This is a genomic window from Mucilaginibacter sp. P5_A6 (assembly GCF_056400585.1).
Genome location: NZ_JBFUKZ010000008.1, coordinates 243641 through 267033 on the forward strand (window position 1 = coordinate 243641; position 23393 = coordinate 267033).

General features: G+C 40.6%; 21 protein-coding genes and 1 tRNA gene. 10 read left to right on the forward strand and 12 right to left on the reverse strand.

Translation table 11 applies throughout. From position 1 onward, the window contains the following. The first annotated feature begins 246 nt into the window (after positions 1 to 246). The 5 genes from AC1DO4_RS11275 (at position 247) to AC1DO4_RS11295 (ending at position 3532) form a co-directional block, all read left to right on the forward strand. Positions 247 to 334: transfer RNA gene (locus AC1DO4_RS11275), tRNA-Ser, on the forward strand. A gap of 248 nt (positions 335 to 582) precedes the next feature. Next, positions 583 to 1791 (forward strand): site-specific integrase, encoded by a 1209-nt coding sequence (locus tag AC1DO4_RS11280; RefSeq protein ID WP_188834301.1) that lies wholly within the window; start codon positions 583 to 585, stop codon positions 1789 to 1791. Between the two features lie 234 nt (positions 1792 to 2025). Beyond that, a complete protein-coding gene (locus AC1DO4_RS11285; protein ID WP_188834300.1) occupies positions 2026 to 2442 on the forward strand; it encodes a hypothetical protein in 417 nt (138 codons plus the stop codon). A gap of 11 nt (positions 2443 to 2453) precedes the next feature. Further along, positions 2454 to 2837, forward strand: a complete 384-nt coding sequence (locus AC1DO4_RS11290; protein WP_188834299.1) for a hypothetical protein — start codon at positions 2454 to 2456, stop codon at positions 2835 to 2837. After that, complete coding sequence (locus tag AC1DO4_RS11295) at positions 2837 to 3532, forward strand: ATPase (RefSeq protein ID WP_188834298.1); 696 nt, start codon at positions 2837 to 2839, stop codon at positions 3530 to 3532. Before AC1DO4_RS11290 ends, AC1DO4_RS11295 begins: the two co-directional genes overlap by 1 nt. A gap of 374 nt (positions 3533 to 3906) precedes the next feature. On the opposite strand, the gene AC1DO4_RS11300 is transcribed toward AC1DO4_RS11295, so the two are convergent. The 5 genes from AC1DO4_RS11300 to AC1DO4_RS11320 all read right to left on the reverse strand — a co-directional run bounded on the left by AC1DO4_RS11300 (position 3907) and on the right by AC1DO4_RS11320 (position 7456). Next, entirely contained in the window at positions 3907 to 4881 is a 975-nt protein-coding gene (locus AC1DO4_RS11300) for a DUF5712 family protein (RefSeq protein ID WP_188834297.1), read from the reverse strand. A gap of 41 nt (positions 4882 to 4922) precedes the next feature. After that, positions 4923 to 5474 (reverse strand): BfmA/BtgA family mobilization protein, encoded by a 552-nt coding sequence (locus tag AC1DO4_RS11305; protein WP_188834296.1) that lies wholly within the window; start codon positions 5472 to 5474, stop codon positions 4923 to 4925. A gap of 389 nt (positions 5475 to 5863) precedes the next feature. Then, positions 5864 to 6181 (reverse strand): hypothetical protein, encoded by a 318-nt coding sequence (locus AC1DO4_RS11310; protein WP_188834295.1) that lies wholly within the window; start codon positions 6179 to 6181, stop codon positions 5864 to 5866. After that, positions 6178 to 6444 carry a helix-turn-helix domain-containing protein gene (locus AC1DO4_RS11315; RefSeq protein WP_188834294.1) on the reverse strand — a complete coding sequence of 89 codons (267 nt, stop codon included), beginning with the start codon at positions 6442 to 6444 and terminating at the stop codon, positions 6178 to 6180. The genes AC1DO4_RS11310 and AC1DO4_RS11315 overlap by 4 nt, the downstream gene beginning before the upstream one ends. A gap of 265 nt (positions 6445 to 6709) precedes the next feature. Continuing rightward, entirely contained in the window at positions 6710 to 7456 is a 747-nt protein-coding gene (locus AC1DO4_RS11320) for a hypothetical protein (protein WP_188834293.1), read from the reverse strand. Between the two features lie 762 nt (positions 7457 to 8218). On the opposite strand from AC1DO4_RS11320, the gene AC1DO4_RS11325 reads away from it, so the two are divergent. Further along, positions 8219 to 8698: a nuclear transport factor 2 family protein gene (locus AC1DO4_RS11325; protein WP_188834292.1), complete on the forward strand. Its 480-nt coding sequence runs from the start codon at positions 8219 to 8221 to the stop codon at positions 8696 to 8698. A gap of 78 nt (positions 8699 to 8776) precedes the next feature. Here AC1DO4_RS11325 and AC1DO4_RS11330 read toward each other — a convergent pair whose 3' ends face one another. The 4 genes from AC1DO4_RS11330 to AC1DO4_RS11345 all read right to left on the reverse strand — a co-directional run bounded on the left by AC1DO4_RS11330 (position 8777) and on the right by AC1DO4_RS11345 (position 17095). Continuing rightward, positions 8777 to 10549, reverse strand: coding sequence for an alpha-L-fucosidase (locus AC1DO4_RS11330; protein WP_188834291.1), 1773 nt, complete (start codon positions 10547 to 10549; stop codon positions 8777 to 8779). A 262-nt stretch (positions 10550 to 10811) separates the two neighbouring features. Continuing rightward, a complete protein-coding gene (locus tag AC1DO4_RS11335; RefSeq protein WP_188834290.1) occupies positions 10812 to 12452 on the reverse strand; it encodes a RagB/SusD family nutrient uptake outer membrane protein in 1641 nt (546 codons plus the stop codon). A gap of 31 nt (positions 12453 to 12483) precedes the next feature. Beyond that, the gene (locus AC1DO4_RS11340) at positions 12484 to 15717 is read right to left on the reverse strand and encodes a TonB-dependent receptor (RefSeq protein WP_477415812.1); all 3234 of its coding nucleotides are present in this window, start codon (positions 15715 to 15717) and stop codon (positions 12484 to 12486) included. A gap of 217 nt (positions 15718 to 15934) precedes the next feature. Continuing rightward, positions 15935 to 17095 (reverse strand): FecR family protein, encoded by a 1161-nt coding sequence (locus AC1DO4_RS11345; protein ID WP_477402626.1) that lies wholly within the window; start codon positions 17093 to 17095, stop codon positions 15935 to 15937. Between the two features lie 277 nt (positions 17096 to 17372). On the opposite strand from AC1DO4_RS11345, the gene AC1DO4_RS11350 reads away from it, so the two are divergent. Further along, on the forward strand, positions 17373 to 17999 hold the full coding sequence (locus tag AC1DO4_RS11350; RefSeq protein ID WP_188834287.1) for an RNA polymerase sigma factor: 627 nt from the start codon (positions 17373 to 17375) through the stop codon (positions 17997 to 17999). Between the two features lie 160 nt (positions 18000 to 18159). Here the strand turns inward: AC1DO4_RS11350 and AC1DO4_RS11355 are convergent, their stop codons facing one another. The 3 genes from AC1DO4_RS11355 to AC1DO4_RS11365 form a co-directional block, all read right to left on the reverse strand. Beyond that, positions 18160 to 18753, reverse strand: a complete 594-nt coding sequence (locus AC1DO4_RS11355; protein ID WP_188834286.1) for a DUF2490 domain-containing protein — start codon at positions 18751 to 18753, stop codon at positions 18160 to 18162. An 88-nt stretch (positions 18754 to 18841) separates the two neighbouring features. Further along, a complete protein-coding gene (locus tag AC1DO4_RS11360) occupies positions 18842 to 19621 on the reverse strand; it encodes a carbonic anhydrase (RefSeq protein ID WP_229701735.1) in 780 nt (259 codons plus the stop codon). 284 nt (positions 19622 to 19905) lie between these two features. Then, positions 19906 to 20295 (reverse strand): nuclear transport factor 2 family protein, encoded by a 390-nt coding sequence (locus tag AC1DO4_RS11365; protein WP_188834285.1) that lies wholly within the window; start codon positions 20293 to 20295, stop codon positions 19906 to 19908. Between the two features lie 115 nt (positions 20296 to 20410). Between AC1DO4_RS11365 and AC1DO4_RS11370 the strand changes: the two genes are divergently transcribed. The 3 genes from AC1DO4_RS11370 (at position 20411) to AC1DO4_RS11380 (ending at position 23242) form a co-directional block, all read left to right on the forward strand. Next, complete coding sequence (locus AC1DO4_RS11370) at positions 20411 to 20743, forward strand: winged helix-turn-helix transcriptional regulator (protein ID WP_229701733.1); 333 nt, start codon at positions 20411 to 20413, stop codon at positions 20741 to 20743. Between the two features lie 643 nt (positions 20744 to 21386). Next, on the forward strand, positions 21387 to 21983 hold the full coding sequence (locus AC1DO4_RS11375) for an RNA polymerase sigma factor (protein ID WP_188834284.1): 597 nt from the start codon (positions 21387 to 21389) through the stop codon (positions 21981 to 21983). A gap of 89 nt (positions 21984 to 22072) precedes the next feature. After that, positions 22073 to 23242 (forward strand): FecR family protein, encoded by a 1170-nt coding sequence (locus AC1DO4_RS11380; protein ID WP_188834283.1) that lies wholly within the window; start codon positions 22073 to 22075, stop codon positions 23240 to 23242. Positions 23243 to 23393: the final 151 nt, after the last annotated feature.

Sequence of the window (23393 nt, forward strand, 5' to 3'; positions counted from 1 at the left end):
TTATAGTGTAAAACTGCCTTGTGGCAATATGAGGCAAACATAAGCTAAAATTGTTTATCTGCATTGGCACGAAATATTTTTTACGTTAATTAAACCTTTGGTCTTACCTATTGTCAATATAGACGAATGCCATAATTTTTAAGTTGAGTTAAAGTTTTCGTGCGAGCGGGCCCTGTAAAAAGGACCCGCTTTTTTATTACCGGCGAATGCAATAATATTTTACCTTTGCAATCCATTTAACAAACCGGAGAGGTGTCTGAGTGGTCGAAAGAGCACGCCTGGAAAGTGTGTATACTTCAAAAGGGTATCGAGGGTTCGAATCCCTCCCTCTCCGCTGATTTTGATATCAAATTATGTAAAAGCCTGCAAATCATATGATTGCAGGCTTTTGTTTTTTTATCAATACTCAAAATATCCACCGAATCGCATATAAACAGTGCGTAATTAGGTGAGTAAATTTTGAGATATTTAAACTCACCGAATTAGTCATATCTTTTTGACTATCAAGATGTTCAATACTTAAACATCTTGATTATGATTAGCTGCAAGCTTAGTTTTGTTTCACTTTTAATGTTATTTAACATGAAAACTAATTTCAGCTTACTCTTCTATTTGAAGAAACCAAAAAACTACACAGACGGCCCCGTGCCGATCTATCTTCGTATTACCGTTGCCGGTAAACGGTCTGAAACTACAACAGCACGAAGCTGCGATCCTTTACAATGGAATAGCAAAGCAGGGCGGTTAAAAGGAACCAAGGAAGCTTCCAGAACCTTTAACGCATACCTTGACCAGTTACAAGCTATGGTGTATGACGCGCATCAAAGCCTTACGGAGCAAAAAGCAGCCATTACAGCCGAACGGCTAAAAAGTAAACTCACCGGTAAAACGGAATCCGTCAGGATGATCCTTGATATATTTAAGGACCACAATGCACAGGTGGCAGCTTTGGTCGGTGCCGATTTTGCAAAAGGGACATTAGAGCGTTATCAAACCTCTTTAAAGCATACTTCCGAATTCATCAAATGGAAATATAATACCGCTGACATCGATATCCGTGACATTGATCATGATTTTATTACAAGCTATGATTTCTACCTTCGCTCTGTAAGAAAATGCGGGAATAATTCAGCAGTTAAATACCTTAAAAACTTTAAAAAGATTGTTCGGATCTGTATTGCAAGCGGTTGGTTAAACAGTGATCCTTTTGTCAATTACAAAGCGAAAGTTAAAGTAGTGGACAGGGTATTTTTAAATAATGAAGAATTGCAGCGAATGGTTGTTAAGCAATTCGCAACCGAACGTTTAGGGCAGATCAGGGATATTTTTCTTTTCAGCTGCTACACTGGACTATCTTACGCTGATGTATTTAAGCTTAAAGCGTTTGAGGTCGTCACAGGTCCTGACTGTGAGAAATGGATCAATACCAAACGGCAGAAAACAGCTACACCCACACGTATTCCCCTTTTACCATCGGCAATTGCTATCCTGAATAAATATAGTGATTCTCCGATTTGCGAAAATTCAGGGAAAGCACTTCCAGTATCCACCAACCAAAAGATGAACGCTTACTTAAAAGAAATTGCCGACATCTGTGCCATTACTAAAAAGTTAACCTTCCATATTGCACGGCACACCTTTGCTACGACGGTTACACTTTCCAATGGTGTACCTATTGAAAGTGTAAGTAAGATGCTGGGTCACACCAACATCAAAACGACCCAGCATTATGCAAAGATCCTTGACCTTAAAGTCGGTCAGGATATGTCTAAATTAAGACAACTTTATTAATAGCCCCCTACCCAATACCCATGAAGGCTCAAGCGGCTTCATGGGTATTCATTATATTCTTAACCAACACAAAAGGGAAAAACGAGATCAATCGTGTTCCCTTGGCCGATAGCTTACAGAATTAAACACTTAACGAAAATGAGCAATCAAAACAATGATATAATCGATTCGCTGGAGGAAGTTACCGACAGGTCAACCGAACATAGCAAAACGTATAATGACCGCATAGCCAACATGGAGAAGAACATTAATAACTATCCAAAAGTTTATTTGCCGGATTATACTTCCCAATTTGAACAGATCAGCGTGAAACTGGATAAGCTGGTTAACCGTCAACCGGATAACAAATTAGAAATTGCTATAGACAATTTGGAGAAAAAACTTGATAAAGTGCTTAAATCCTCTCCTGAACAAATAAAACTGAAAATGCTACTTGTTTATTTCGGCTTGGTTATCACAGCCGCAATTTCTTTCGGATTTGCATTGGCTTTAAAAATACAGATCAATGCGTTGGCAGGGTTACTACAAGAACAACAAGGCAACATAAGTAAGCCAACGCCTGTCCAATCTCAATCCAATAATATGAGGTTTCCCCATGGGGCAATTCAGCACAAAAAAGCGCTTCAGCATCACGCTATTGTTAAACAATAATTTGTAAAATCATGTATAAAACACTAAATTTGAAAGAGTTCATCGGTCAGGATACATTTAATATTGTTTACGACGAACAACAAAAGGCAACCGCTGTTCTTATTCCTGTGAGCCATTGGCACCCAGCAAAGGCGGCGGAACTACAAATTCTAATGGAGCAACTAACTTACATACCAGTTTTTGAATGTTCTTTAAAAGAGCTGGAAGAACGGTTGTGTCCTGAAATCCAAAATGTAGAAGCCGAAAACACTCATTTGGGTCTCTATAACGTTTATGAGGCAGCGGGAAATCAAGAGTATAATAATCACGTTATTCGTGAATATGCCGATCATCGAGAGTTGGTTAAAGTAAATACCACCACAGGTGACAGCCAGATAGTCAGCAGGAGATTTTAATGGAACAGCCGGAACTATTTGTTTTTGCCGGGCCAAATGGCGCTGGTAAAAGCACGCTGTCGTCCTCCATGGTACCACCTGGTACTCCTATTTTTGATGGCGATAAAGAATTTATACTTCTAAAAAAGCAATTTCCAGGTTTAGACAGCGGTAATTTATATGACGCAGTTAACGGGCATGTATTTTCGGGCTGGAAAGAAACCATGCAAGCCAAAAATGCAACCTGTGCTTTCGAGACGAACTTTCGAACAGAAGATATCATGAAATCAGTCAATGAATTTAAGCTTAAGGGCTATAGTACCCGATTATTTTTCTTTGGCTTGGATGAAATTGCTATGTCTTTTGAGCGCGTACGTTTAAGGGTAGCTAAAGGAGGGCACGATGTATCGGCAGATAACATCAAAGCTAATTATGAGCAGTCATTAATTAACCTGCAAAAATATTACCATACTTTTGATCAAGTTATCTTAATGAAAGCCGCATCTAAGGAAAAGGGACAAAATATTTCGGTATATCTGAAATATGCTGATGGTAAACTTGTCGAACAGGCTCCTAATTTACCGCAATGGGTTAACCGCATCGTTCAAGACATGGGAACATCCATGGAGAAAACGCAAGAGCAACAACGTATAGTAAAACCCGAACAGGATCAGAGTCCTGGGCGTTCATTAGGTAGCGGCGGCATCAAACGTTAATTTGCGAGGGTAATTATATGTGCCGTGCACCTCTTCTTCAACTGCACGCACTCAGTCATATCACCGCTTAAACAACCGGGAGCTTAAAGCATGAAAAGTGTCAAGGGCCGGCGATAGCCGGTTTATATACCCTTGACACTTTTCATGCGTGAGCTAATTTTGTGACCGCGGTGCTGTGACTAACCGATAACCCGCGGGCGGGAAAGGCAGGTGTGTATGAGGAACGAATACACTCCTGCACGTGCGGCGGCGAGACTGGCGGCGTAATGAAACCCGGAGCGCAGCGCGTGGTGTAATGAAGCCGCCTGCCGCAGCTGCATGGCCACTTTTATATATCAAAAGGACAAATATCTTTTCTATAATAACTCACTGCTTCAATGCGAGATCTGCTGGCCCTGGTATTTTTTCTTTCGTTTTTTCTTTGCCTCGGCCTCGCTTTCAGGGACAATATTAGCACCTCCTGTATACATCGGTTCCAGCATCACTTCTAGGAAGCTTGCGGCTGTCTTACCCGCTGCCGATAGCATATTCGCTGTTGTCGTAAATAAGCCTTCCGCAACTCCCTGAGCGAGTTCATTAGCCACCGACCTGCTTTTGTAATTTTGCGAAGCTCCTTCGGCCAACACACCTAATTGTTCCCGCTGTGATAGCTCCCCGTTCTTTTGAACATTGGCATATGCCATCGTATCTTTTAACTGCCTGTCAAATCCAAACAGGCTGTCGAAAAGAGATTCTCCGCTCTGTTTGAATGCTACCCGGTCAAACTGCCCCATCTTTTTAGAATGCTCTCCATTTTTTCCTCTTGAGGTGTTCATTGGGCTAAGCTTGATCTTATTGGTTATATCCTTACGGCTGACAATAACCTGCACATGCATCTGCTCACCCTCTTTACGTTCGCCCCGTTGTTTTAAACCTTGTTTTACTTCCGGATCAGTATGGCTGTAGTAACGGTAGTTTTCCAACTTGGCGAACCATAACAAGTCTTGGTTACTGTTCACACCATCCCGGTTAAAGTTTTTTGCGTAGGCATCCATCACCCTGACCGCAAAGCCTTTCATATGTTCTTTAGCACTTTCTTCGCCATACTGTTCTTTCAGAAACCTGATCTCTTTCTGGCTCGGGCTGATATTGATTAAGAAAAACTTAGCATCGTCTTTACCCAGCTTGGCGACATTACCATCTATGGTGCGCATGACCTCATAAGGCTCGATTCTGATCTGCCTACCATTGAACCAGTATTCAGGTTCCTGCTTATGATCAATCCTGTTTTCTTTTTCCAGGTAATTTACTAGTCCCGCGCTGCTGCCTTTGTTCGCTGCTTCTTTGCTGTCCGTGATATTGATAAACATAAAGCCCCCTAACCCCCTAAAGGGGGAATTAAAATATATGATTAAAGTAAACTTACCTGCGATCTGGTAACAGCGATCAACTCATCTTTTTCCCTGGCCGATGTCATCATCCCGAAAGCCTCCCGTGATTTGATGTAACCATCAAAGATGAACAGGAATTGTTTTTTCAGGTGTTCCTTACTTTTTTGATTTTTCGAAATCGTTTCCATCAGCGCATCCATTCCGGTTAACTTTTGCGCCATCACGTGCTGATTATTTAGCAAATCCGTATTCGCCTTGAGGATTTGCGTATTAAAACGTTCGATGATCTTGGCTTGTGATACAGATACCCGATCCATTTCTGTTTTGATCGGAATGAGCAACATATTCTCCTGGCTTTTGATAAAACCGATATACTGCTGGTGATTCTTCATCAGCGCATTTTTTAATAACTCATCATTCAGGTCCAGCGGGTCTTTCTTGCTTTTATAAAAGTAATCGACCATCTGGATAAACACCTGCCGCTTTGTCCTGCCCAGTTTAAGGGCGATCTTTTCAAACTTCTGATCTACCGTAACCGGGTATCTCACTGATCTTACATTGATATCTTCCATGCTATCCTTTCATATTGACGGCATAGCTGTTTATACAGTCATGCCTTTATTCCTATATACAGGATACCGCCGAGTATCCTGTTTTCTTTTATTTCACAGGCGGAAACGCCCTAAAGTATCCCCGGAGGATACGTAAAACCCCCGTAGCGAAGCGTAGGGCAAGCAAAGTAGGGCTCTGCCCAACTTCCGCTTGCTCCCTTCGCTTTCGCAAAGCGACCGCCGCTTTCCCTTCCTCATTTGCGAAGCAAATCATTACCGGTGCAGCCAAGGGCTGCACCGGATTGATATAGCTGGATATCTGTCTATCCATATATCGGAATAACCAGTTATTCCGATATGCAGCTATTTGTATAGCCCGGTATACAGATATACCGATACAAAGTATCGGGCTACACTTCCCAACCGGCTGGCCAGTATACCTGGCTGCCGAGTTTGGGGTGGTATGATGGCTCATAGCGGATGTAACCATATTCATCGAGTTCTTTGATACACTTGTGATACGTTGCAATTGACGCGACCTTGGAAAACGCCATAAGCGTTTTCCGGGTCACACTGAACGGGCTTGTAAAACCGTTCCGCTGCCAACAGACAAACAAACCTGTAAACAGGCTAAGATGCGTTGGCAGCAGCCGGTCGTCTTTTTCCATGCGCCTGACCAGGCTGGCATAACCGGCCAATTCTTTAACAATTTCCTTCTGCAACTTCATTTGCCTTCACCCTCCAGGATCTCGTTGATGTCTTCCAGTTTGTAATACATAATACTACCTACTTTGGTAAAACGCAGTGTTCCATTAATTCGTAGGTTCTGAAGTGTGCCGGGCGAGATGCCCAACAGCTTCCGCACTTCGACGCTCCTCAGCCATTTCTTAGATTGCCCTTGTCCGGGCTGCATCAGCTGTTTGATCTCCTTCAATAACTCTCCTTTAAACTCCCTTAAATCCTCCTTAGTGATCAATTCAATTGCTGTCATAGTTGATATTTTTTTCGTGAATAATTCTTGTCCAAATTTGGGCAAGCGCTATTTTATTAATTGGGGACTTTAATAGGGTGACCCCAAATGTTTGTATATTAAATCTTGTTTAGTTTCGCACCGTGATAACCTCCTTTCTTTATTAAACCCGTTCAGCGGAACAATAAAATACCAGCCACTAAATACAATGGTTCAAAAATGAGGGCTAAAACAGCAAAATGAATGACCATTGGAGGCGTTTGGTCACGAATGAAAAGACAAAAGCCTATTTTTTAGGCTTTTGTATAATTTTGAAGAGTTTGTCTTTTTCGGCGATGATCGTGTATTTCGGAGGTGGGTTTTCCTTATCGGCCGGGAAATAATTCTGAGCGGTGCCTATAGCAATAGGTTTATCTCCGTTTAAAAAATTCTTGGCGATCAATTTATACCAGGGGCTTGCCGTTTGGCTGTTTACCAATTTATTATCGTTCGGCAACTTCAAATCCCTTATTTGATCAATCAGGTCAATGAACACCGGCAGGCCGTCCTTGCTGATGACGATCTTTTCACCGGCTTCATATTTAATGTAATCTTTAATCTGGTTCTCCAGTTCTTTGATTTTTGCTTCTAACTGGTCAATCTGTTTATTTTTATCAGCGATAACTGATTCCAAGGGCTGTGTTTTGTGCCACTGATCAATACTTTCCAGGTATGCCAGAAACGCTTCCAGTTTGGCGGTAAATTTCAATCCCTGGGCGGACGGCTTAAGCCCTTTGTAGAATTTAATCCTGGTATTTACAATATCATAAACATGATCGAAAAAAGCCTCTTCCTGTCCGGCGTTTCCCTCAAGGTAGTGATTTAACTGGTAATTGTAAAACGTAGCGTACTCATCTTTTTTGATCTTATAAATCTTATTGACAAGGAAATTTAAACCGAAAATCCTGTCTGTAAATATTAGCCAACCGATATCATACCGGTGAGGATTTAACTCAAAGCGACCGCGAAACTTGAAATAGGTATCCGATATCATAAGATTATTATACGTTTTTAATAAACAATATATTATAATTTGGTTTATCAGATTTCATAGCAAATATTAATTATCGAAAGGGTTCGATCCCCTTTGCGTTAAGACAATAGTTGTTTTCCGGATTTTGGTTCTGTCGAGAGGGTATGATTAACAGACAGAAATACGTCGACAAAACTTTGTAGAAGTATTGACGAATGTCAAAATTTGATTTCATTCATTACGCAATCGTGGTTTCTATAATGTAAATATTAAAGCCAAGACTTGGCCTTAATTTATACGGCAATGCATCGTTATCAATTGGCTATCGGTAAGGGGGATATTTTGGCAGATCGCGAAATGTTTGAGTATGGCCGAACGGGGTGGTTTTTTCTATAAAAATTTAACAATAATCGTTGTTTAAAGCACTTTGAAAGCTATTTTTTAGACTGTCTCAAAATAGCTTTTTATAAAGTAGATACTTTTCGATTTTTCAGAACTTTTTGATGTGTTCTTCGCTTAATAGGGTAAGAAGGCATAATCATTTTTCAGATAATTGGTCGCCATTTAATCATTTAAAAAGGGATAATCGATATAGACTTGTTCTCCGCCACCAAACATACTTCCCTACCGGACAGTTTTCGAATGCTTGTAAATCATTTTTAGATTTCATCTCATTGATATTCAATATTTCTAACGTTTCAGTAAGTACCTTACCATCAGGTAAGTACTTGTGTAAACGTAACTCACAGCATACATTTACACAACCACTTAAGAAAAGAGAAAATGAAAGTAAAACTAATAGCAGCAATACTGTTTTTTGCGGTAAATCTAACTTGTGTACAGGCACAAAAAGTAAATCATTCTCTAAAAAATAAAAATAGTGTTATGAAACAAGAAGAAGACAACAAGAAAATAGCTAGCACAGCTTACCAAAGAATTTTTGGGGATCTGGATACTTCTGCGGTTGATGAGTATATGAGTAAGAATTTCTTACAACATAACCCAACAATAGCTGACGGCCCGGAAGGAGTAAAGGCTCTTGTAAAAATGCTTATCTCTAAAGGCATATCCCACCAGAAAATTGAGTTTAAACATATTGTTGCAGATGGCGATATTGTTATCCTTCATTCACGGTATGAAATGGCAGGGAAAGAATCAAGGTTTATTGATATTTATCGTTTAGAAAATGGAAAATTAGCCGAGCATTGGGATGCTATGATGCAGATGCCAGACAGGCGTGCCAATAACAATCCGATGTTCTAAATTAAATTCGAATTTCTGTAACTTACGACAATAAGGGGATAAAAAGGTCCCCTTATTGTCGTTAATAAGATTAACTGCTTAATCAATCCTGAACACAACGGATGTCGAGAACGCCATGTTCGATGGGCAGGTGACAGACAGCCCTTCAGCTTCCTGTTTCCATTGCAGTTTACCGTTATAACCCAACAGGGTCACAGATTTAATTTCCTTGGTAAGATGCTTTGAATCTGTTCCTAATGATCTTATCATCAAGCGTGTTCCGGGTAAAGGTACTGTCATGCAAAAAGCATACAACGCTCCATTTTTACCCCTGGTAAAACGAAAGTCCTGAGGACCGAATTTAAATTCAGCCTGCCTGTGTGTCAATGCCCCTGGGGGCAGCATCTTCAACTTGCCATTCACTTGTTCTCCTTCACCAGGGATGGCCCACGCATAGCTTCCATAAACGGCCTCGCCGTTACGGCGCATCCAAACACCCACTTCCTTTAATAGCTGCTGGCTGCCCTTATTCAGTGATCCATCGGGCAAAATCGAGATACATACTGCCGCGTTTCCGTCGCGGGCTATGGCCTCTATAATATAACGGATTACCATGCCCGAGTCATATGTAAATCCAGGTTCGTAAAACCAGTCGCCTACCGGCGCTTCTGCTATCCAGGGTTGATCTGTTTTTATATTCGCCGGAATTCCGAATTCCTCGGTATTTACTGTGCCATTTGTTTTATCGCGGAATTTTACGATGCTAAATGTGTTTACCGCCCCGCGCTTTTTAAGCGTACGGTTATAATAATCAGCAATAACCGTTTGCATGGCATCGGCTTTTAACCCGGTGCCTGTTCCATTACCTGTAAATGGCCCTTGAACCGTGCCGTCGGTGTAAATAAAATCCGGGTCGTAATGTTCTACCACATCCATCATCCTTAATGCCCATCGAGTGGCATACCATTTGGCATAGTCCAAATGATTATTGAAAATGCCGGCTGGCGGTGGGTTCCATGGAGAAGCCGCTTCCTTTTCAACGCCTTTGTATTCGCGCAGGTCAATTCCGTAAAGTAAACGCGGATCATATCCTTGCCACCATTTGCCTTTACCATCGGCTAAGGTGAGGTTACCATCGTAAGGAATGCCTTTTTTTTCGCCAACTTTGTCGCTCCCAAACGCTGTTTGCCACCACCACCAGGTATATTCGTGATGGAAAGTTACTCCATAACGCATACCATTTGCCCGGCAAGCTTTAGCCCATTCGCCAATTATATCGCGCTTGGGGCCAATATTAACAGAATTCCATGGCTGATAACGCGAATTCCACATATCATAATTGTCATGATGTACGCCCTGAATCACCAGGAACCGGGCCCCAGCATCTTTATATATCTTAGTCAATTTAGCAGGGTCAAGTTTGATAGGGTTCCAATCACGAAGCACTTCTTTGTATCCAGCTTCGGAAGGGTGACCATATTTCTTGAGGTGATTATTATAGGCTTTCGTCCCCGGCGTATAAAGCCTGCGCGCGTACCAATCGCCGCTTTCACCTGCCGCTTGCGGTCCAAAGTGAACCCATATACCAAACTTCGCCTCACGAAGCCAATCGGGTTCGCCTGGATAATTCTTTTCAATCGATTCCCAGTTTGGCTCAAACGGCCCTTCAGCAATAGGAATATCCAATTTAAATTCAGGAAACGATTTCCAATCTCCCATGGGTACACTATCAATTGGCAATCGCGCCGGAATGGCCGGAAATGGGGGGAGCTGTGTTTTTGATGTAGTTTTTGTTTCCCACTTAACGTTTTGGGCGCTTAGTTTAAATGACGCTACCACGATAAATAAAACAACTCCTAAAATTCTGCTCATAATTAATTACTGATTATTGTTATTTAAAAGTGGATTTTCCACGAAATACAAAAGCTATTCATTTAAATTCTTTAATCTGAAAAAATGATTTTCTTGAAATTTAGACAATACCCGGACAACAATCCCGTGGCTAATCCTTTTATTAAAGTTCTTCTTTTCATACGATTTTTCCTAAAAAGCAACATCAGGAAGGTGGCCCTGAAAAGGCCACACTTCCATCCGCTGCCGCCCTCAGGGCTACCAATTAAACCAAATTTATTACCTAATAACCCGGATTCTGCTTTAAATTAGGGTTAATCTGAATTTCTGATTGAGGAATTGGCCATAACTCATTTTTCCCGATAATAAAGGCCCGTTTTTTGTACAGATAAAAGCCATTAGCATCTACCGGGAATTGCGTGTAAGTTGATGGTGAATTAGTCAGTTTCATACCTGTAAATTGACGGTTGTTTTCTGACCCGATTATCCCCCAGCGTAAGCAATCATAATATCTAAGGCCTTCAAACGCAAATTCTATATGGCGCTCTCTTCTTATAATCGTACGCAATGCATCTTTATCTGTAGTGGTTACGGCCGGCATTTTTACAGCGGCTCTTCCACGCACTTTATTAATAGTTTGATCTAATAACGACTGCGTGATTGGGGCACCTGACTCCAATTGCGATTCCAAATAGCCTAAAAGCACTTCAGCATATCTGATGATAGGGAAGTTATTGCCATCGTTACTTACGTTACCAAGGGTGGGATCATCCTCAAGGAACTTATAAATTGCATATCCGCTCCACACACCCGGGTATTCGTCAAGCCTATCGGGCTTATTGGTCCCCGGATCCGATGAGTAAGAAGCACCCCTGAATTTAGTACGATTGTTGATCATGACAGTAAAATCTAACCTTGGGTCGCGATTATTGTAAGGGTTATTTTTGTCATATAATGGAGATTTGTCAATCGTCGAGCCATCCATACATTCATAATCCTGTACAAGCTCATTGAAAGGAGAGTATTGGTGCCATCCTCCCCAAGTCTCAGGTGTTAGATATTGAAGTAAGGAATGACTATAAGTGTTTTGAATATACTGCATAGACATAATGACTTCATGGCTTAACTCACCTGCATTCAAAAATAATTCACGGTATCTTGGATCTATAACATAGTAACCAAAATTAATGATGGTTTGGTAACTTTGAGCAGCGTCCGTCCATTTTTTCTCTGCCATTTGTAAACGGCCAAGTATGGCCAAAGCCGAGGCAGCAGTCATGTGTCCCTGCTGCGAATCTGAAACACTGGGTGGCATAAGCACAGCGGCAGCCTTTAACTCGGTCTCGCAAAAGGCATATACGCCTGCCTGGTTAGTTTGCGTATTGCTGTTGGACTGCTCAACTGTTTGTACATGCTGTATCAACGGTATGTTGCCGAAATAGAGCGCGAGGTTGAAATAATTATAAGCCCTGATCGTACGCACTTCACCAATCATTACGTTTTTTGCGGTAGCGTCCATAGTCACACCGTCTATGTGATCCAGAAAATTATTACACTTGGTAATTTGATTATAGGCCCCAGAATAGTAGGAACCGACAAAACCATATGAAGCATTCAGGGTGCCGTCAGTAAAATGGTCTGGGATCGATTCTTTTTCCGAGCCATCACCTGCCATCAGATCGAGGTTTACCATTGAAGTACCTGCCCAGAAATTGTAACCGGTATATCCGGCTCCTGAATTATATACACCTGCAAGGGCCAGCTTTGCATCTGATGCTGATTTCCAAAAAGAAGCATCTGATAATGCGGATAAGGGCTGTTTATCTAAAAGATTTTTCTGACAGCTTGAAAATGAGCATGCAATAACTGCTGCTATAATTAACCATGTTTTGCTTCTGCCGAAGCAGAATTTAATATTTTTCATTTGTGTTGAATTAATGATTTAATAAAACAGCTTAAAATTTAAGGTTTAAACCAAAGGTGTATAATTTGGTAAGCGGGTAGTAGGAAGGCCCGTCATTATATCCTTGTGGCACTTCCGGATCAAATCCAGGGAAGAATTTTTTCCATGTATACAGGTTTTGCCCGCCTACAAATAGTCTTAAGCGTGCAACATGTAACTTTTGTAAAACGCCATTGCTGAATGAGTAACCTATTTGTGCATTCTTAAGTCTTACAAAGCTGGCGTCCCTGATAAAGAAAGTAGAAGACTGTACGTTTTCGCTTCCCTGGCTTAAATTGGTAATTTGCGGATATTTGGCATTTGAATTTGGATTGGCAGGAGTCCATGCATTATCAACCTGCCATTGCTGTATATTACCACCATTGTAATAAGCAAAAGTATTATAATAGCTTATTTGCCTTGAGAAACCGGCTAAGCCCTGAAACAGCGCCGATGCATCAAACCCTTTGTAAGAAGCATTTAATGTAAGGCCGAATGAGTATTTGGGATTAGTATTTGCAATGATTTTGCGATCGTTGGTGGCATCTACTTTACCATCGCCATCGAGGTCTTTAAAGCGGATTACTCCAGGTTTGCCGGCAATTGGCTGGGTTGGATAGCTGGCAACGTCGGCTGCATTGGTAAAGATACCATCAGCCACATAGCCGTAAATGGTATTAAGCGGTTGGCCAACAAATAAGCGGGCTCCTATATTTTGCTGTAAATCGCCGGCTATTTTAGTTACAATGCTTTTAGCATAGGAGAAATTAGGCGCTATGCTAAAATTAACCTGGCCAATATGGTCGCTGTATTTCAGATTGGCTTCAAAACCGGTATTGCGCATAGAGCCCGCGTTACTTGTCGGAGGATTTAAGCCCAGCGTAGCGGAAGCCGGTACCACATATAGGATCCCGGTTGTTACCTTATTGTAAAGTTCTATTGTTCCGCTAAGTTTGCCTTTAAATAAATCAAAATCCAAACCAATATCGCTGGTAGTAGTCGTTTCCCATTTGATATTTATATTAGAAAGATTTGTTAGCGCAGCCCCTGGAGCACTAACACCACCAAAAGTATAGTTTTGGCCAAGTGATATTAAGTTTTGGTAAGGATAATTTGGTACTGCCTGGTTACCTAAACTACCTGTTGAAGCACGGAATTTAAGCTGATCTATCCAGGTGAAATTGTCTTTAATAAATGATTCTTCAGATACTCTCCAACCTACTGAAACCGATGGAAAAAACGCGAACCGGTTAGATGTCGGAAACCGCGATGATCCGTCATTTCTAAAACTGGCTTCCACAAGGTATTTGCCTGCAAAATCATAATTAAACCTTCCAAAATAGGATTGCAAGGCATTTTGAGACCCCGAACCGCCATTTTGCTGATTTGTGGAAGCACCCACATCCAGTTGGTACAGTAAATTATTCGGGAAGTTATCCCGTGAGGCAGAGAAGCCCTGGTTAGCCTCATTTTCCTGCTGATAGCCGGCAAGAATAGAAAAATTGTGCTTTTTATAAGACCGGGCATATTTTAATATGGAGTTCAGGGTAACAATAGATCCGTCAGCGTTACTCTGGTTAAGGTTATTAGGCCCGATATAGGTATTTGCATCAAACTGAACTGTTGGATAGAAAGATTGAGATTGATTGTTATAGTATCGATAACCGGCCTGGCCACTCAAGGATAATCCTGGAACAATTGTCCAGGATAAACTAACGCTTCCTAAAAAGTTTTTGCTTGCAAATTTAGAGAAAGACGGGCTTGCCAACCAACCTTCGGGGCTAAAAGCGTCCTGGTGACCAAACGTACCGTCAGATTTTAAACCAGCGTAGGTATTTGGTTCACGGGCAGCATAACCAATAATACCGTTTATGCCGCCACCGGCACCAATTGGCTGTGTATTATTTTTAGAGAAGCCTGATAAATTAACCTTTAAAAGCAGGTTATCTTTCAGTTTACTATCAATATTCAGCAAAAAATTGTAGGTTTTGGCATTAGTTTCTGCCGTGATACCGTTCTGGTTACGGTAGGTTGTGGAGAACAAATAGGTGCTTTTCGCATCGCCGCCTGAAAAACTCAAATTGTGATCTGTTTGAAATCCGTTGCCAGAATTCAAAAGATTCTTTAAGTGATACACATTTGGAAAATTGTCGGGGTCTGCTCCACCCTGGTATTTTGCAACCGTTGCGTCTGACTGGCCGGTTAATTTCGCATAAGTTGCAGAACTAACAAATGTTGGCAGGTCGGTAGCGTTTTGCCATCCAAAATAATTATTGTAATTAATAGCCATTTTTCCACTCTGCCCACGTTTGGTTTCTACCAAAACAACGCCGTTAGATGCACGGCTACCATAAATAGCAGCGGCAGAGGCATCTTTTAAAATGGAAACGCTTTTGATATTATCAGGGTCAATATCATCTAACGAGCTAACAGCTAAACCATCCTGTAGGATAAGTGGCGCACTTCCGGCACCAAATGTACCGATACCGCGAATGGTAATACCGGCAGCATCGCCACCCGGACGGCCACCACCCTGTTGTATCTGAACACCGGTAACCAGGCCGCTGAGCACCTGCGATCCTGATGTGAATGGCCTGTTTTCGATATCTGCGGAGCTTGCGGTTGCTACGGAACCGGTGACGTTTACCTTCTTTTGTGTACCATAGCCCACAACAACAACGTCGTTTAAAGACTGATTCATCTCTTCAAGCACCACGTCAATATTCTTTTGATCATTTATAGGAACTTCTTTAGTAGCATAGCCTACTGATGTAAATACCAGTATGCCGCTATTTCCCAAAACCTTAATGGAATAGGCACCGTTGGAATTGGTTACAGCACCAGTAGACGTTCCTTTCAGTTTGACGGTAACTCCCGGTACCGGCTGCCCTTTTTTATCTGTTACCCTGCCCGTTATGACAATTTCATTTTTAGTTGTTGCCGGCGAGGGCTGCCTTTCTTTAATGATTATCGTATTCTTATCGAGAAATACATAAGTCACAGGCTGATCCTTAAAACAAGCATCTAAAACATCTTTTAAAGGCATGTCCTTAACAGAAAGTGAAACGGGCTTAGTTTCATTCAGCATGTCGCTGTCATACAAAAAATTATACCCGCTCTGCTTGCGCAGGTCCTTAAAAACGTTTTGTAATGAGGTGTTTTTTACATTTATACTGATTTGTTGTGCGTACGATGATGCGCTTACATGCAGACAGGTGGCTATCAATACGATGATGGTAAGTTTCATGACACACAGGAATTTATTTACCGCACAGGAATTCCACCTGTATGGAAATTCAATAGAATCTTTATACATTTGAATAGGGTTTATTAAAATTGGTTAGTCGATCAATTCATGATATATCCTTTAAATTGCCCGCAAAGGCATGCTGACCGGGAGCGCTACAACGCTTCCGGTTTTTATTTAGAAGATATAATGATTTTAATTGGAGATAAAAGTACAGTTATGGCATTACGGTAATCCTCCTTCCTTCAACATTAAAGTGAACAGATCCTGTTAATTCAAGTGCTTTCAGCACGGTTCCTACATTTTCGTAACGGGATACGGAACCGCCAAAATTTCTCCTCATCATCTTTTCGCTAAAAGCAACATCTACATCATACCATCTGGATATTTGCCTCATGATGGTTTCAATACTCTCATTGTTAAACGCAAAGAAGCCGTTTTTCCAGGCTGTTTCATCATCTACGTTTACATCCTTAACCTCAAACAATGAGCTTTGGTTATTTAAGACTCCCTGTTCGCCTGGTTTTAAAACTGCCTCGTGCCCATTCTTGAATAATCTTACCTTTCCTTCCAGCAGGGTGGTTTTGACCACTTTTTCGTTATCGTAAGCCATTACATTAAAATGTGTCCCCAGTACCTGCACTTCTAAGCCATTTACAACTACCTTAAAAGGTTTAGTTGCATTTTTTGCGACTTCGAAGTACGCTTCTCCTGATAACTCAACTTTTCGATCCTTTCCGGAAAAGCTAGTTGGATATTTCAGCGCAGTAGCAGCATTCAGCCATACCTTTGTTCCGTCGGATAACACGATTTGGTATTGCCCTCCGCGAGGTGTAGTAACTGTATTTTGATCCGGTTCATTAATGTCGGGTTTTTTATTGCCGGCAGTTCTATTGTCTTTGTACACCAGCAATCCTTCTTTGGTTTTACTGACCTGAACACCTGCTTGCGTGGCGATTTCCCCATTTTTTATATCGTTAAGCACAACAACAGATCCGCCGGCCATAGTTAGATAGGCTTTATTGCCGCCGGGGCGTATTATTGACTGGTTATGCCTGGCAATTAAAGGCGGATTATTTTTTGAATGGTATTGCAATTTCCATATTAACAATGCCGAAGAAACACAGACAAAGAGAACCGCGGCGATTTTCAACCAGAAAAAGACCGGAGCCCTTCCAATCTTTGTTTTTGATTGACTCCGTTTAAACTTGCTGTAAACATCAGCATATATAGCTTTCTCATTACCGAGATCTGGATCCCATTGGTCATCCGGAAGTATCATATTGTCCTGGTAGTTATCCAGCAATGCTTTTTCTTCTGCTGAACACGCTCCGGATAAATACTTTTCGTATAAAGACAGGTATTCCTCTTTGGTCATCGTGAAATGATAATTGTTGGGTGGCTTACAATCATTAAGTGTAGATTTAACAACCAATTTCACACACTTTTAATTTTATTTTTTTAGAGGTGAATGCTGCGGTTATAATTGATCGCATTATGCTATATTCTTACAACGTCCCGTACCATTAAGGTAACTAAAAATATGAGTGACGACTTTCAAATAGCAATTCCCTTTTAATGCATTTATCCGGCTTAAAAAGTTCAAGAGGAGATAAGAAATGTAAAGTTTTTATTAATTTTATCCAACCAATTATATGTCTAAAAAGCATCTTGAGGATTTTGAATTATGGGAGTTCATTCGTACAGGTAGCGAATCGGCTTTTGACGTGCTGTTTAAACGCTATTGGATAAGTATGTACAAATTAGCTTACAGCTATCTGAAGGATCCGGAGGTTAGCAAAGAAATTGTCCACGATGTTTTTATAAGCATTTGGAATAGAAAGGAAGACCTGGAGATCCACTCATTCCGTAACTTCCTGCTTACAGCTATCAGGTATGAAATATACAATCGTATGAGGTCTGCAAAATTGCAGGTCATTTACACTCCTGACTACGCAAATGCGGACTGTTTGTTTGATCAGAATTCTGGTGATGAGCGTATCCAGCAACAAGAATTGGAGCAAGATTTAAATCAATATCTGGAGCAACTACCCAAGCGGTGTAATCTCATTTTTCAGATGAGCAGGAATAAACATTTAACCAATGACGAAATCGCAACTATCCTGGGTGTATCTAAACGAACTGTAGATAATCAGCTTTCTTTAGCAGTAAAACATTTAAAAACCTGTTATAAAAGTCATTCAAAAACTGCTTTTATGGTCTTATTTGTATTGCTATCATCAGCAATATTTGAAGGGTTTAAATTTATCTTTGCATCTTAGAAATTATTTGATGATGCATTGTAAGCTCTTGTTTGCTAATGAGTTCATGCTGGAAGATTGTGGGGTAAATGACTGTACCATTATTATCTAATTACTGCGATATAGGTGTTGTTAGCTAAAATTGAGTATACAAAGCTAACTGCGAAACATTATTTATCGCCTAAGAATCTCGATGTCTTATGTATTGATTGAGATAACCTTTTTCTATGCCCATTTTTTTGCTTAACCGGTAGCCAATGGCTACATATGCCCTGTTTTGATCAAAAATTCGGCCGTTAACTTTGCTTTTATTCCGAGCATTAATAAAAACCTCATTTTGGAGGCTGATAAAAGGCCCTTGGGTAAAAAGGGTATCGTGCCTGAGGGAGATAACCGCACGTGCAAAATACCGGAAACGCTGCGCAAAATATTGATCGTTTCGCAAGGTAGTATTACCAACAAAACGCTGTTCCAGCCTCAAACGGTGTTGTAATATGGTTGCTTTACCCAGTTTTTGATTAACAATAAATTGCTCCCAGATCCTGCTCTCTGGCCGAAAAGTAGGCGCTCCGTCCGCATTTCTGCCATTGTTAGCAGCGTAGGCATATCCCAAAGCTGCTATTTTATTGTTTGCAAAGTAATAGTTAACAGATGGTCGCAGAAGGATGTTACGCAAATAGTCGTATTGATCGGCTGACCTGAATTGAGCATCAAATGATGCTCCCAGCGTTCGGAGAAACGCTGGGTTGAAATAATGCCCCCCAGCCCGAGACATGGCTCTCCTGCGCTGATAGTTTACAAGGCACCCAAAGAAAACTTAGCAATAAAAAGAATCTAAACTTCATTTTCATCGTCGGTAAGGCTTATTTAGATTTCTTTTCCGGAAGATCGTGCAGGGTTTCTTTTAAGAATTCTACTTTTCCGGTGTGAATATCATAAACGGCGCCTACGATCAGTATCTCGCCTTTTGAATATTTTTTATGCAAAATAGGATCTAAATTCCTGAGGGTATTTACCTGATCAATTACATTTTGTCTTACGGCATTATTCACTGGATCACCTGGCATGTGTGCAATCTTGGCTACAGCAGGTTTAATTTCATTTATTAAAGTAACTATGTGGCCGGGAACATCTTCTGGTCTTTGCACTGCAGCCGCCACAGCTCCACACTCAGTATGTCCTAAAACAACAATTAACCTGGTGTATAATTTTATTACCGCATACTCCATACTTCCATAAGAGGCTGCCGATGATACTTGCCCCGCCGTTCTGATAATAAATAAATCACCTACACCCTGGTCAAATACAATTTCATTTGGCACGCGTGAATCAGAACAGCTTACAATGGTTGCAAAAGGTTTTTGACCAAAGCCTAATTTTTTAATGGTTTCAGCATCCTGCCTCGGGCGGATGGATTTGTTTTCGACAAACCTTCTATTGCCTCCCATCAGCTTTTTTATAGCTACTCTTGGTTCAGTAAATGCCGAATCTCTATTTACAATATAGTGATCCGCCCGCCATTTTAAGGAGCCGGGAGCTGATTGATCATGCTTTTTGATGACGGCTGATGATTGTACGTTCTGTGCATCTGCAAAATAATGCAGCGTAAACAATGCAATGATTACAAGTAGTAATTTTTTCATTTAAATAGGTACTAAAAGAGATTTAATGTGTGTTTTTTGCTAGTTAGGCGAAGAAGTTTAAGGCTACACTTATACTATTGAATTGAGATAATTTAATCCTGAGTGTAGGTATCGATAATTGTAAGTACCGTAATTATTCAAATAGGAGAAAGTGTCTCGTGGACTGGAAAGAATGGTACTCAGCCTGCAATGAAATACCTGCGTAGTTTTTTTCAAAGATAAAGAGCATCCTTTTGAATGTTCTTTATCTTAAAAATCCATCATTATTGAATACATGGAAAAAATTATTTCCCCCAAAAGTTATCTTCCAGCTCCTGGTCATCAGAAAACAACCATACACCTGTTATCTTCCCTTTATTTACTTCAAAAAGGTCTATTCCTGTCATATCGATGTTCCGGTCCTCAATTGTACCGCTGAAGCGAACTGGCAGTGCGGCCATATTGCCGTTGACCATTAAATTGCCGTATGGCTTCAATTCAAAAGTTCCCTGGGTTGCTTCCATCATACCACCGAGCATTTTTCCGATCGCCTCGATTCCTGATTTTACTCCTGAAAATTTGTGGGATCCTGGTTGATGCCATTGTGCGTTGGGACTAAAGAATGAAAAGGCAAGGCCTACATCGCCTTTTCCTAAGGCCTCCAAATAAGCTGAAATTATTTCCTTTGGCATCATAATATTTGATTTTTTTTAATGTTTACTTTGCAAAGTAATGTGATATCTTACTTTTGCACAAGTACTTACTTACCGGTAAGGTACTTACCTATAGGTTAGATATATTGATAATCAAATGGAAGAAACTCCAAAAATAATCATGCAGTCGGATATAAACTGCCCGGTTAGAAAATCTTTAGTATTGTTGGGTGGCAAATGGACGTTGTTAATACTGTTCCAGATAAATGAAAGGACTATCAGGTACGGCGAGTTAAAAAGATGTATTCCTGGAATCAGTGAGAAGGTGCTAATTCACGAATTGAACGTCTTGGTGGCAAATGAATTTGTTGCTAAGAAGTCGTACGCGGAAGTTCCCCCAAGAGTTGAATACCGACTGACCGACAAAGGGTTGAATACTTTGCCAATCGTAGATCAACTTGCAGCTTTCGGACTGCATAACCTTTTCTGATATTTAATTTTTAATAGCTATATATCAATTTCATCGCTCCGCAAATCTCTTCTTATTTAACTTTGCCGATGTAAATTTACATGAGAAACACAGCGGGTACAGTTGGTTCCCCGATATAATTTTAACTAAATCACGCAAACTGAACGCGACAATTACTTTGAAACTAAGACTCGACACGGCTGACTGGTTTTTAAACGGCGTAATGATATTTAGGCACTAAAACTACGTTTGGCTTTTCTATATACAAGGCAGGTCTGTAAGTTACGGAAGTGCCCGGATCCGGAATGAAAAAACGGTGTCAAATTCAAATTCTATTTTAGGTGAATCTTGTGGAGTATACACGCCGAATGTGTTTGTTGGCGACGGGAGCAGACCTTATCAGAGAACTACAGAAATCCACGAAGCTCAAAGAGGATGTCAGTTATAGTTAAACCAAAACATATATTTTGCAAACAATTATAAATAACTATTTTCGTCGAGTCAATTGTAAACGAAACCAGTAAATTTCATTTTGGCGATTTTAATGATTCGTTTCAGTACACTTGTGATGTATTGAACGCAATTAAGATCGTAGTAATTATTGCCAAACCGGAAATAAAAGGCGACCTCTTTTATTCACTTTATGTTTAAAACTTTATAAGCCATGGCGTCCATTTACGGAGCTTTTGATGATCATCAACTTGCTGATCTTTTAACGTCAGATGATGAGGCTGCATTCGTTGAAATTTATGAACGCTATTGGAGTAAGCTTTATATAGTGGCACGAAACAGATTAAATGACTCCTGCGAAGCAGAAGAAGTCGTTCAAGATATATTTTACAGCCTTTGGCGGAATCGAAGGTCGTTCGAATTGATAAAGGGATTTGATAATTATTTTTTATCAGCAGTAAAGTTTGGCGTAATTAACCGGTTATCAAAAAAGGCCCGGCGAGTGACTTATTCTCAGGAGATTGCTGAAAGGGCATCAGAAATTGATGAAAGTACAACTCACCAGCTGGACTTACTTGACCTTCAACAACACATACAAGTATCTTTAAGCAGTTTACCTGACAAATGCAGGGAAATTTTCAACTTAAAGTACGTTCAGGGATATTCACAACGACAAATTGCCGAGGAACTGACAATTTCCGAAAAAACAGTAGAAGCTCATTTATCAAGGGCCCGTAAAAAGCTCAAGGGGACATTTTTTCATATCTCATTATTCCTTATCTCAATTTTTCTTTTGTTCTCGCAACAGTAATATTCAATACCTGCATGTAGGCAGCAATTTTTTTTTGCTGCATAGGGATTTGTGCCTTTGCTTTGTCTATATATAAAACGACATCTTTAATGGCTGCAAAGGAAAACCAGGAACGCATATGGGAACTTGCCAGGAAATGGCAGGATGATAGCATTACAGAAGACGAACGTAAGGAATTCAATGATTGGTATAAATCCTTTGATGACACCGGTATGCCCGATCTCCTGGGTGATAGCCCCGAGGCATTAAAGGAACGAATGCTTCGGTCTGTTATGAAAATGAAAAGCAATTCTGACGGGGCAGCTGCACAAACGACGTTTTTTTCTTATCGCGTTGCTGCCGCAGCAATTGTCCTTCTTTGCTTATCTGTCGGTGCATATTTATTTTTAAGGCCGTCAATAAAATACAGCGCTCACAAGATTGCTTTTATAAAAACCGATGCCAGTCCCGGGCGTAATAAAGCAATACTTACTTTATCAAACGGCGAAAAACTCGACCTTGATCAAGCGCAAAGCGGAATATTGGCCAGAGAAAAAAGCGCTATTGTCAAGAAGACAAAAGATGGGCGGTTAGCCTATAACAATACAGCTTTAGGAGCTGGCCTAAACAATGGCAAAATGTTATATAATACGGTAACTACGCCAAGGGCGGGACAATATCAAATTACACTGCCAGACGGATCGGATGTTTGGCTTAATGCCTGCTCGTCCATTAGTTTTCCGCTTGCTTTTGGGGAAAATGAGCGGCAAGTAAAAATAACGGGAGAGGCTTATTTCGAAGTTAAAAAAAATAAACATTTACCGTTCCGTGTAATCAGCAACAACCAAATAGTAGAAGTACTTGGTACACATTTCAACATTAACGCCTATGTAGATGAATCGGTTGTAACAACAACCTTACTCGAAGGATCGGTAAAGATATCTCAACTTAACCAGTCCGGCGCCAAGTTTCTTAAACCCGGGCAACAATCAACTATTCAACCCGGTAAAGCGGCTATTAATATACAACAAGTAGATACTGAAATTGCTGTTGCCTGGAAGAATGGTTATTTCCGCTTTGAACATGCTGACCTGCAATCATTGATGCGGCAGTTTTCCAGATGGTATGATGTTGATGTAAGTTATGAGGGCGCAATAAGTGATGATTTTTTTGAAGGGCAGATACCGCGAAGCTCCAAATTATCTGAAGCATTAAAAATATTGGAATTGGGAGATGTCCACTTTAAAATAAAAGACAAAAAATTAATAGTGCTGCCTTAAATGACCTTTTTAATCAAACAATTGTTAAACCAAAAGCTCAATGATATGAAGAAATAGCTATACAATTACCCACATGCCTAAAAAGAGCCGAAAGTGCTTCCAACACTTTCGGCTAATTACGTCGGGCCAGTCAAAAAACGAATCCATTACT

Bases quoted from the DNA above. Each gene is read 5' to 3' on its own strand.
- AC1DO4_RS11335 (WP_188834290.1), bottom strand. From the start codon at position 12,452: ATGAAAAATATTAAATTCTGCTTCGGCAGAAGCAAAACATGGTTAATT.
- AC1DO4_RS11350 (WP_188834287.1), top strand. From the start codon at position 17,373: ATGTCTAAAAAGCATCTTGAGGATTTTGAATTATGGGAGTTCATTCGT.
- AC1DO4_RS11295 (WP_188834298.1), top strand. From the start codon at position 2,837: ATGGAACAGCCGGAACTATTTGTTTTTGCCGGGCCAAATGGCGCTGGT.
- AC1DO4_RS11365 (WP_188834285.1), bottom strand. From the start codon at position 20,295: ATGATGCCAAAGGAAATAATTTCAGCTTATTTGGAGGCCTTAGGAAAA.
- AC1DO4_RS11290 (WP_188834299.1), top strand. From the start codon at position 2,454: ATGTATAAAACACTAAATTTGAAAGAGTTCATCGGTCAGGATACATTT.
- AC1DO4_RS11345 (WP_477402626.1), bottom strand. From the start codon at position 17,095: ATGACCAAAGAGGAATACCTGTCTTTATACGAAAAGTATTTATCCGGA.
- AC1DO4_RS11380 (WP_188834283.1), top strand. From the start codon at position 22,073: ATGGCTGCAAAGGAAAACCAGGAACGCATATGGGAACTTGCCAGGAAA.
- AC1DO4_RS11360 (WP_229701735.1), bottom strand. From the start codon at position 19,621: ATGAAAAAATTACTACTTGTAATCATTGCATTGTTTACGCTGCATTAT.
- AC1DO4_RS11285 (WP_188834300.1), top strand. From the start codon at position 2,026: ATGGAGAAGAACATTAATAACTATCCAAAAGTTTATTTGCCGGATTAT.
- AC1DO4_RS11325 (WP_188834292.1), top strand. From the start codon at position 8,219: ATGAAAGTAAAACTAATAGCAGCAATACTGTTTTTTGCGGTAAATCTA.
- AC1DO4_RS11310 (WP_188834295.1), bottom strand. From the start codon at position 6,181: ATGAAGTTGCAGAAGGAAATTGTTAAAGAATTGGCCGGTTATGCCAGC.
- AC1DO4_RS11375 (WP_188834284.1), top strand. From the start codon at position 21,387: ATGGCGTCCATTTACGGAGCTTTTGATGATCATCAACTTGCTGATCTT.
- AC1DO4_RS11355 (WP_188834286.1), bottom strand. From the start codon at position 18,753: ATGTCTCGGGCTGGGGGGCATTATTTCAACCCAGCGTTTCTCCGAACG.
- AC1DO4_RS11280 (WP_188834301.1), top strand. From the start codon at position 583: ATGAAAACTAATTTCAGCTTACTCTTCTATTTGAAGAAACCAAAAAAC.
- AC1DO4_RS11305 (WP_188834296.1), bottom strand. From the start codon at position 5,474: ATGGAAGATATCAATGTAAGATCAGTGAGATACCCGGTTACGGTAGAT.
- AC1DO4_RS11320 (WP_188834293.1), bottom strand. From the start codon at position 7,456: ATGATATCGGATACCTATTTCAAGTTTCGCGGTCGCTTTGAGTTAAAT.
- AC1DO4_RS11300 (WP_188834297.1), bottom strand. From the start codon at position 4,881: ATGTTTATCAATATCACGGACAGCAAAGAAGCAGCGAACAAAGGCAGC.
- AC1DO4_RS11315 (WP_188834294.1), bottom strand. From the start codon at position 6,444: ATGACAGCAATTGAATTGATCACTAAGGAGGATTTAAGGGAGTTTAAA.
- AC1DO4_RS11340 (WP_477415812.1), bottom strand. From the start codon at position 15,717: ATGAAACTTACCATCATCGTATTGATAGCCACCTGTCTGCATGTAAGC.
- AC1DO4_RS11370 (WP_229701733.1), top strand. From the start codon at position 20,411: ATGGAAGAAACTCCAAAAATAATCATGCAGTCGGATATAAACTGCCCG.
- AC1DO4_RS11330 (WP_188834291.1), bottom strand. From the start codon at position 10,549: ATGAGCAGAATTTTAGGAGTTGTTTTATTTATCGTGGTAGCGTCATTT.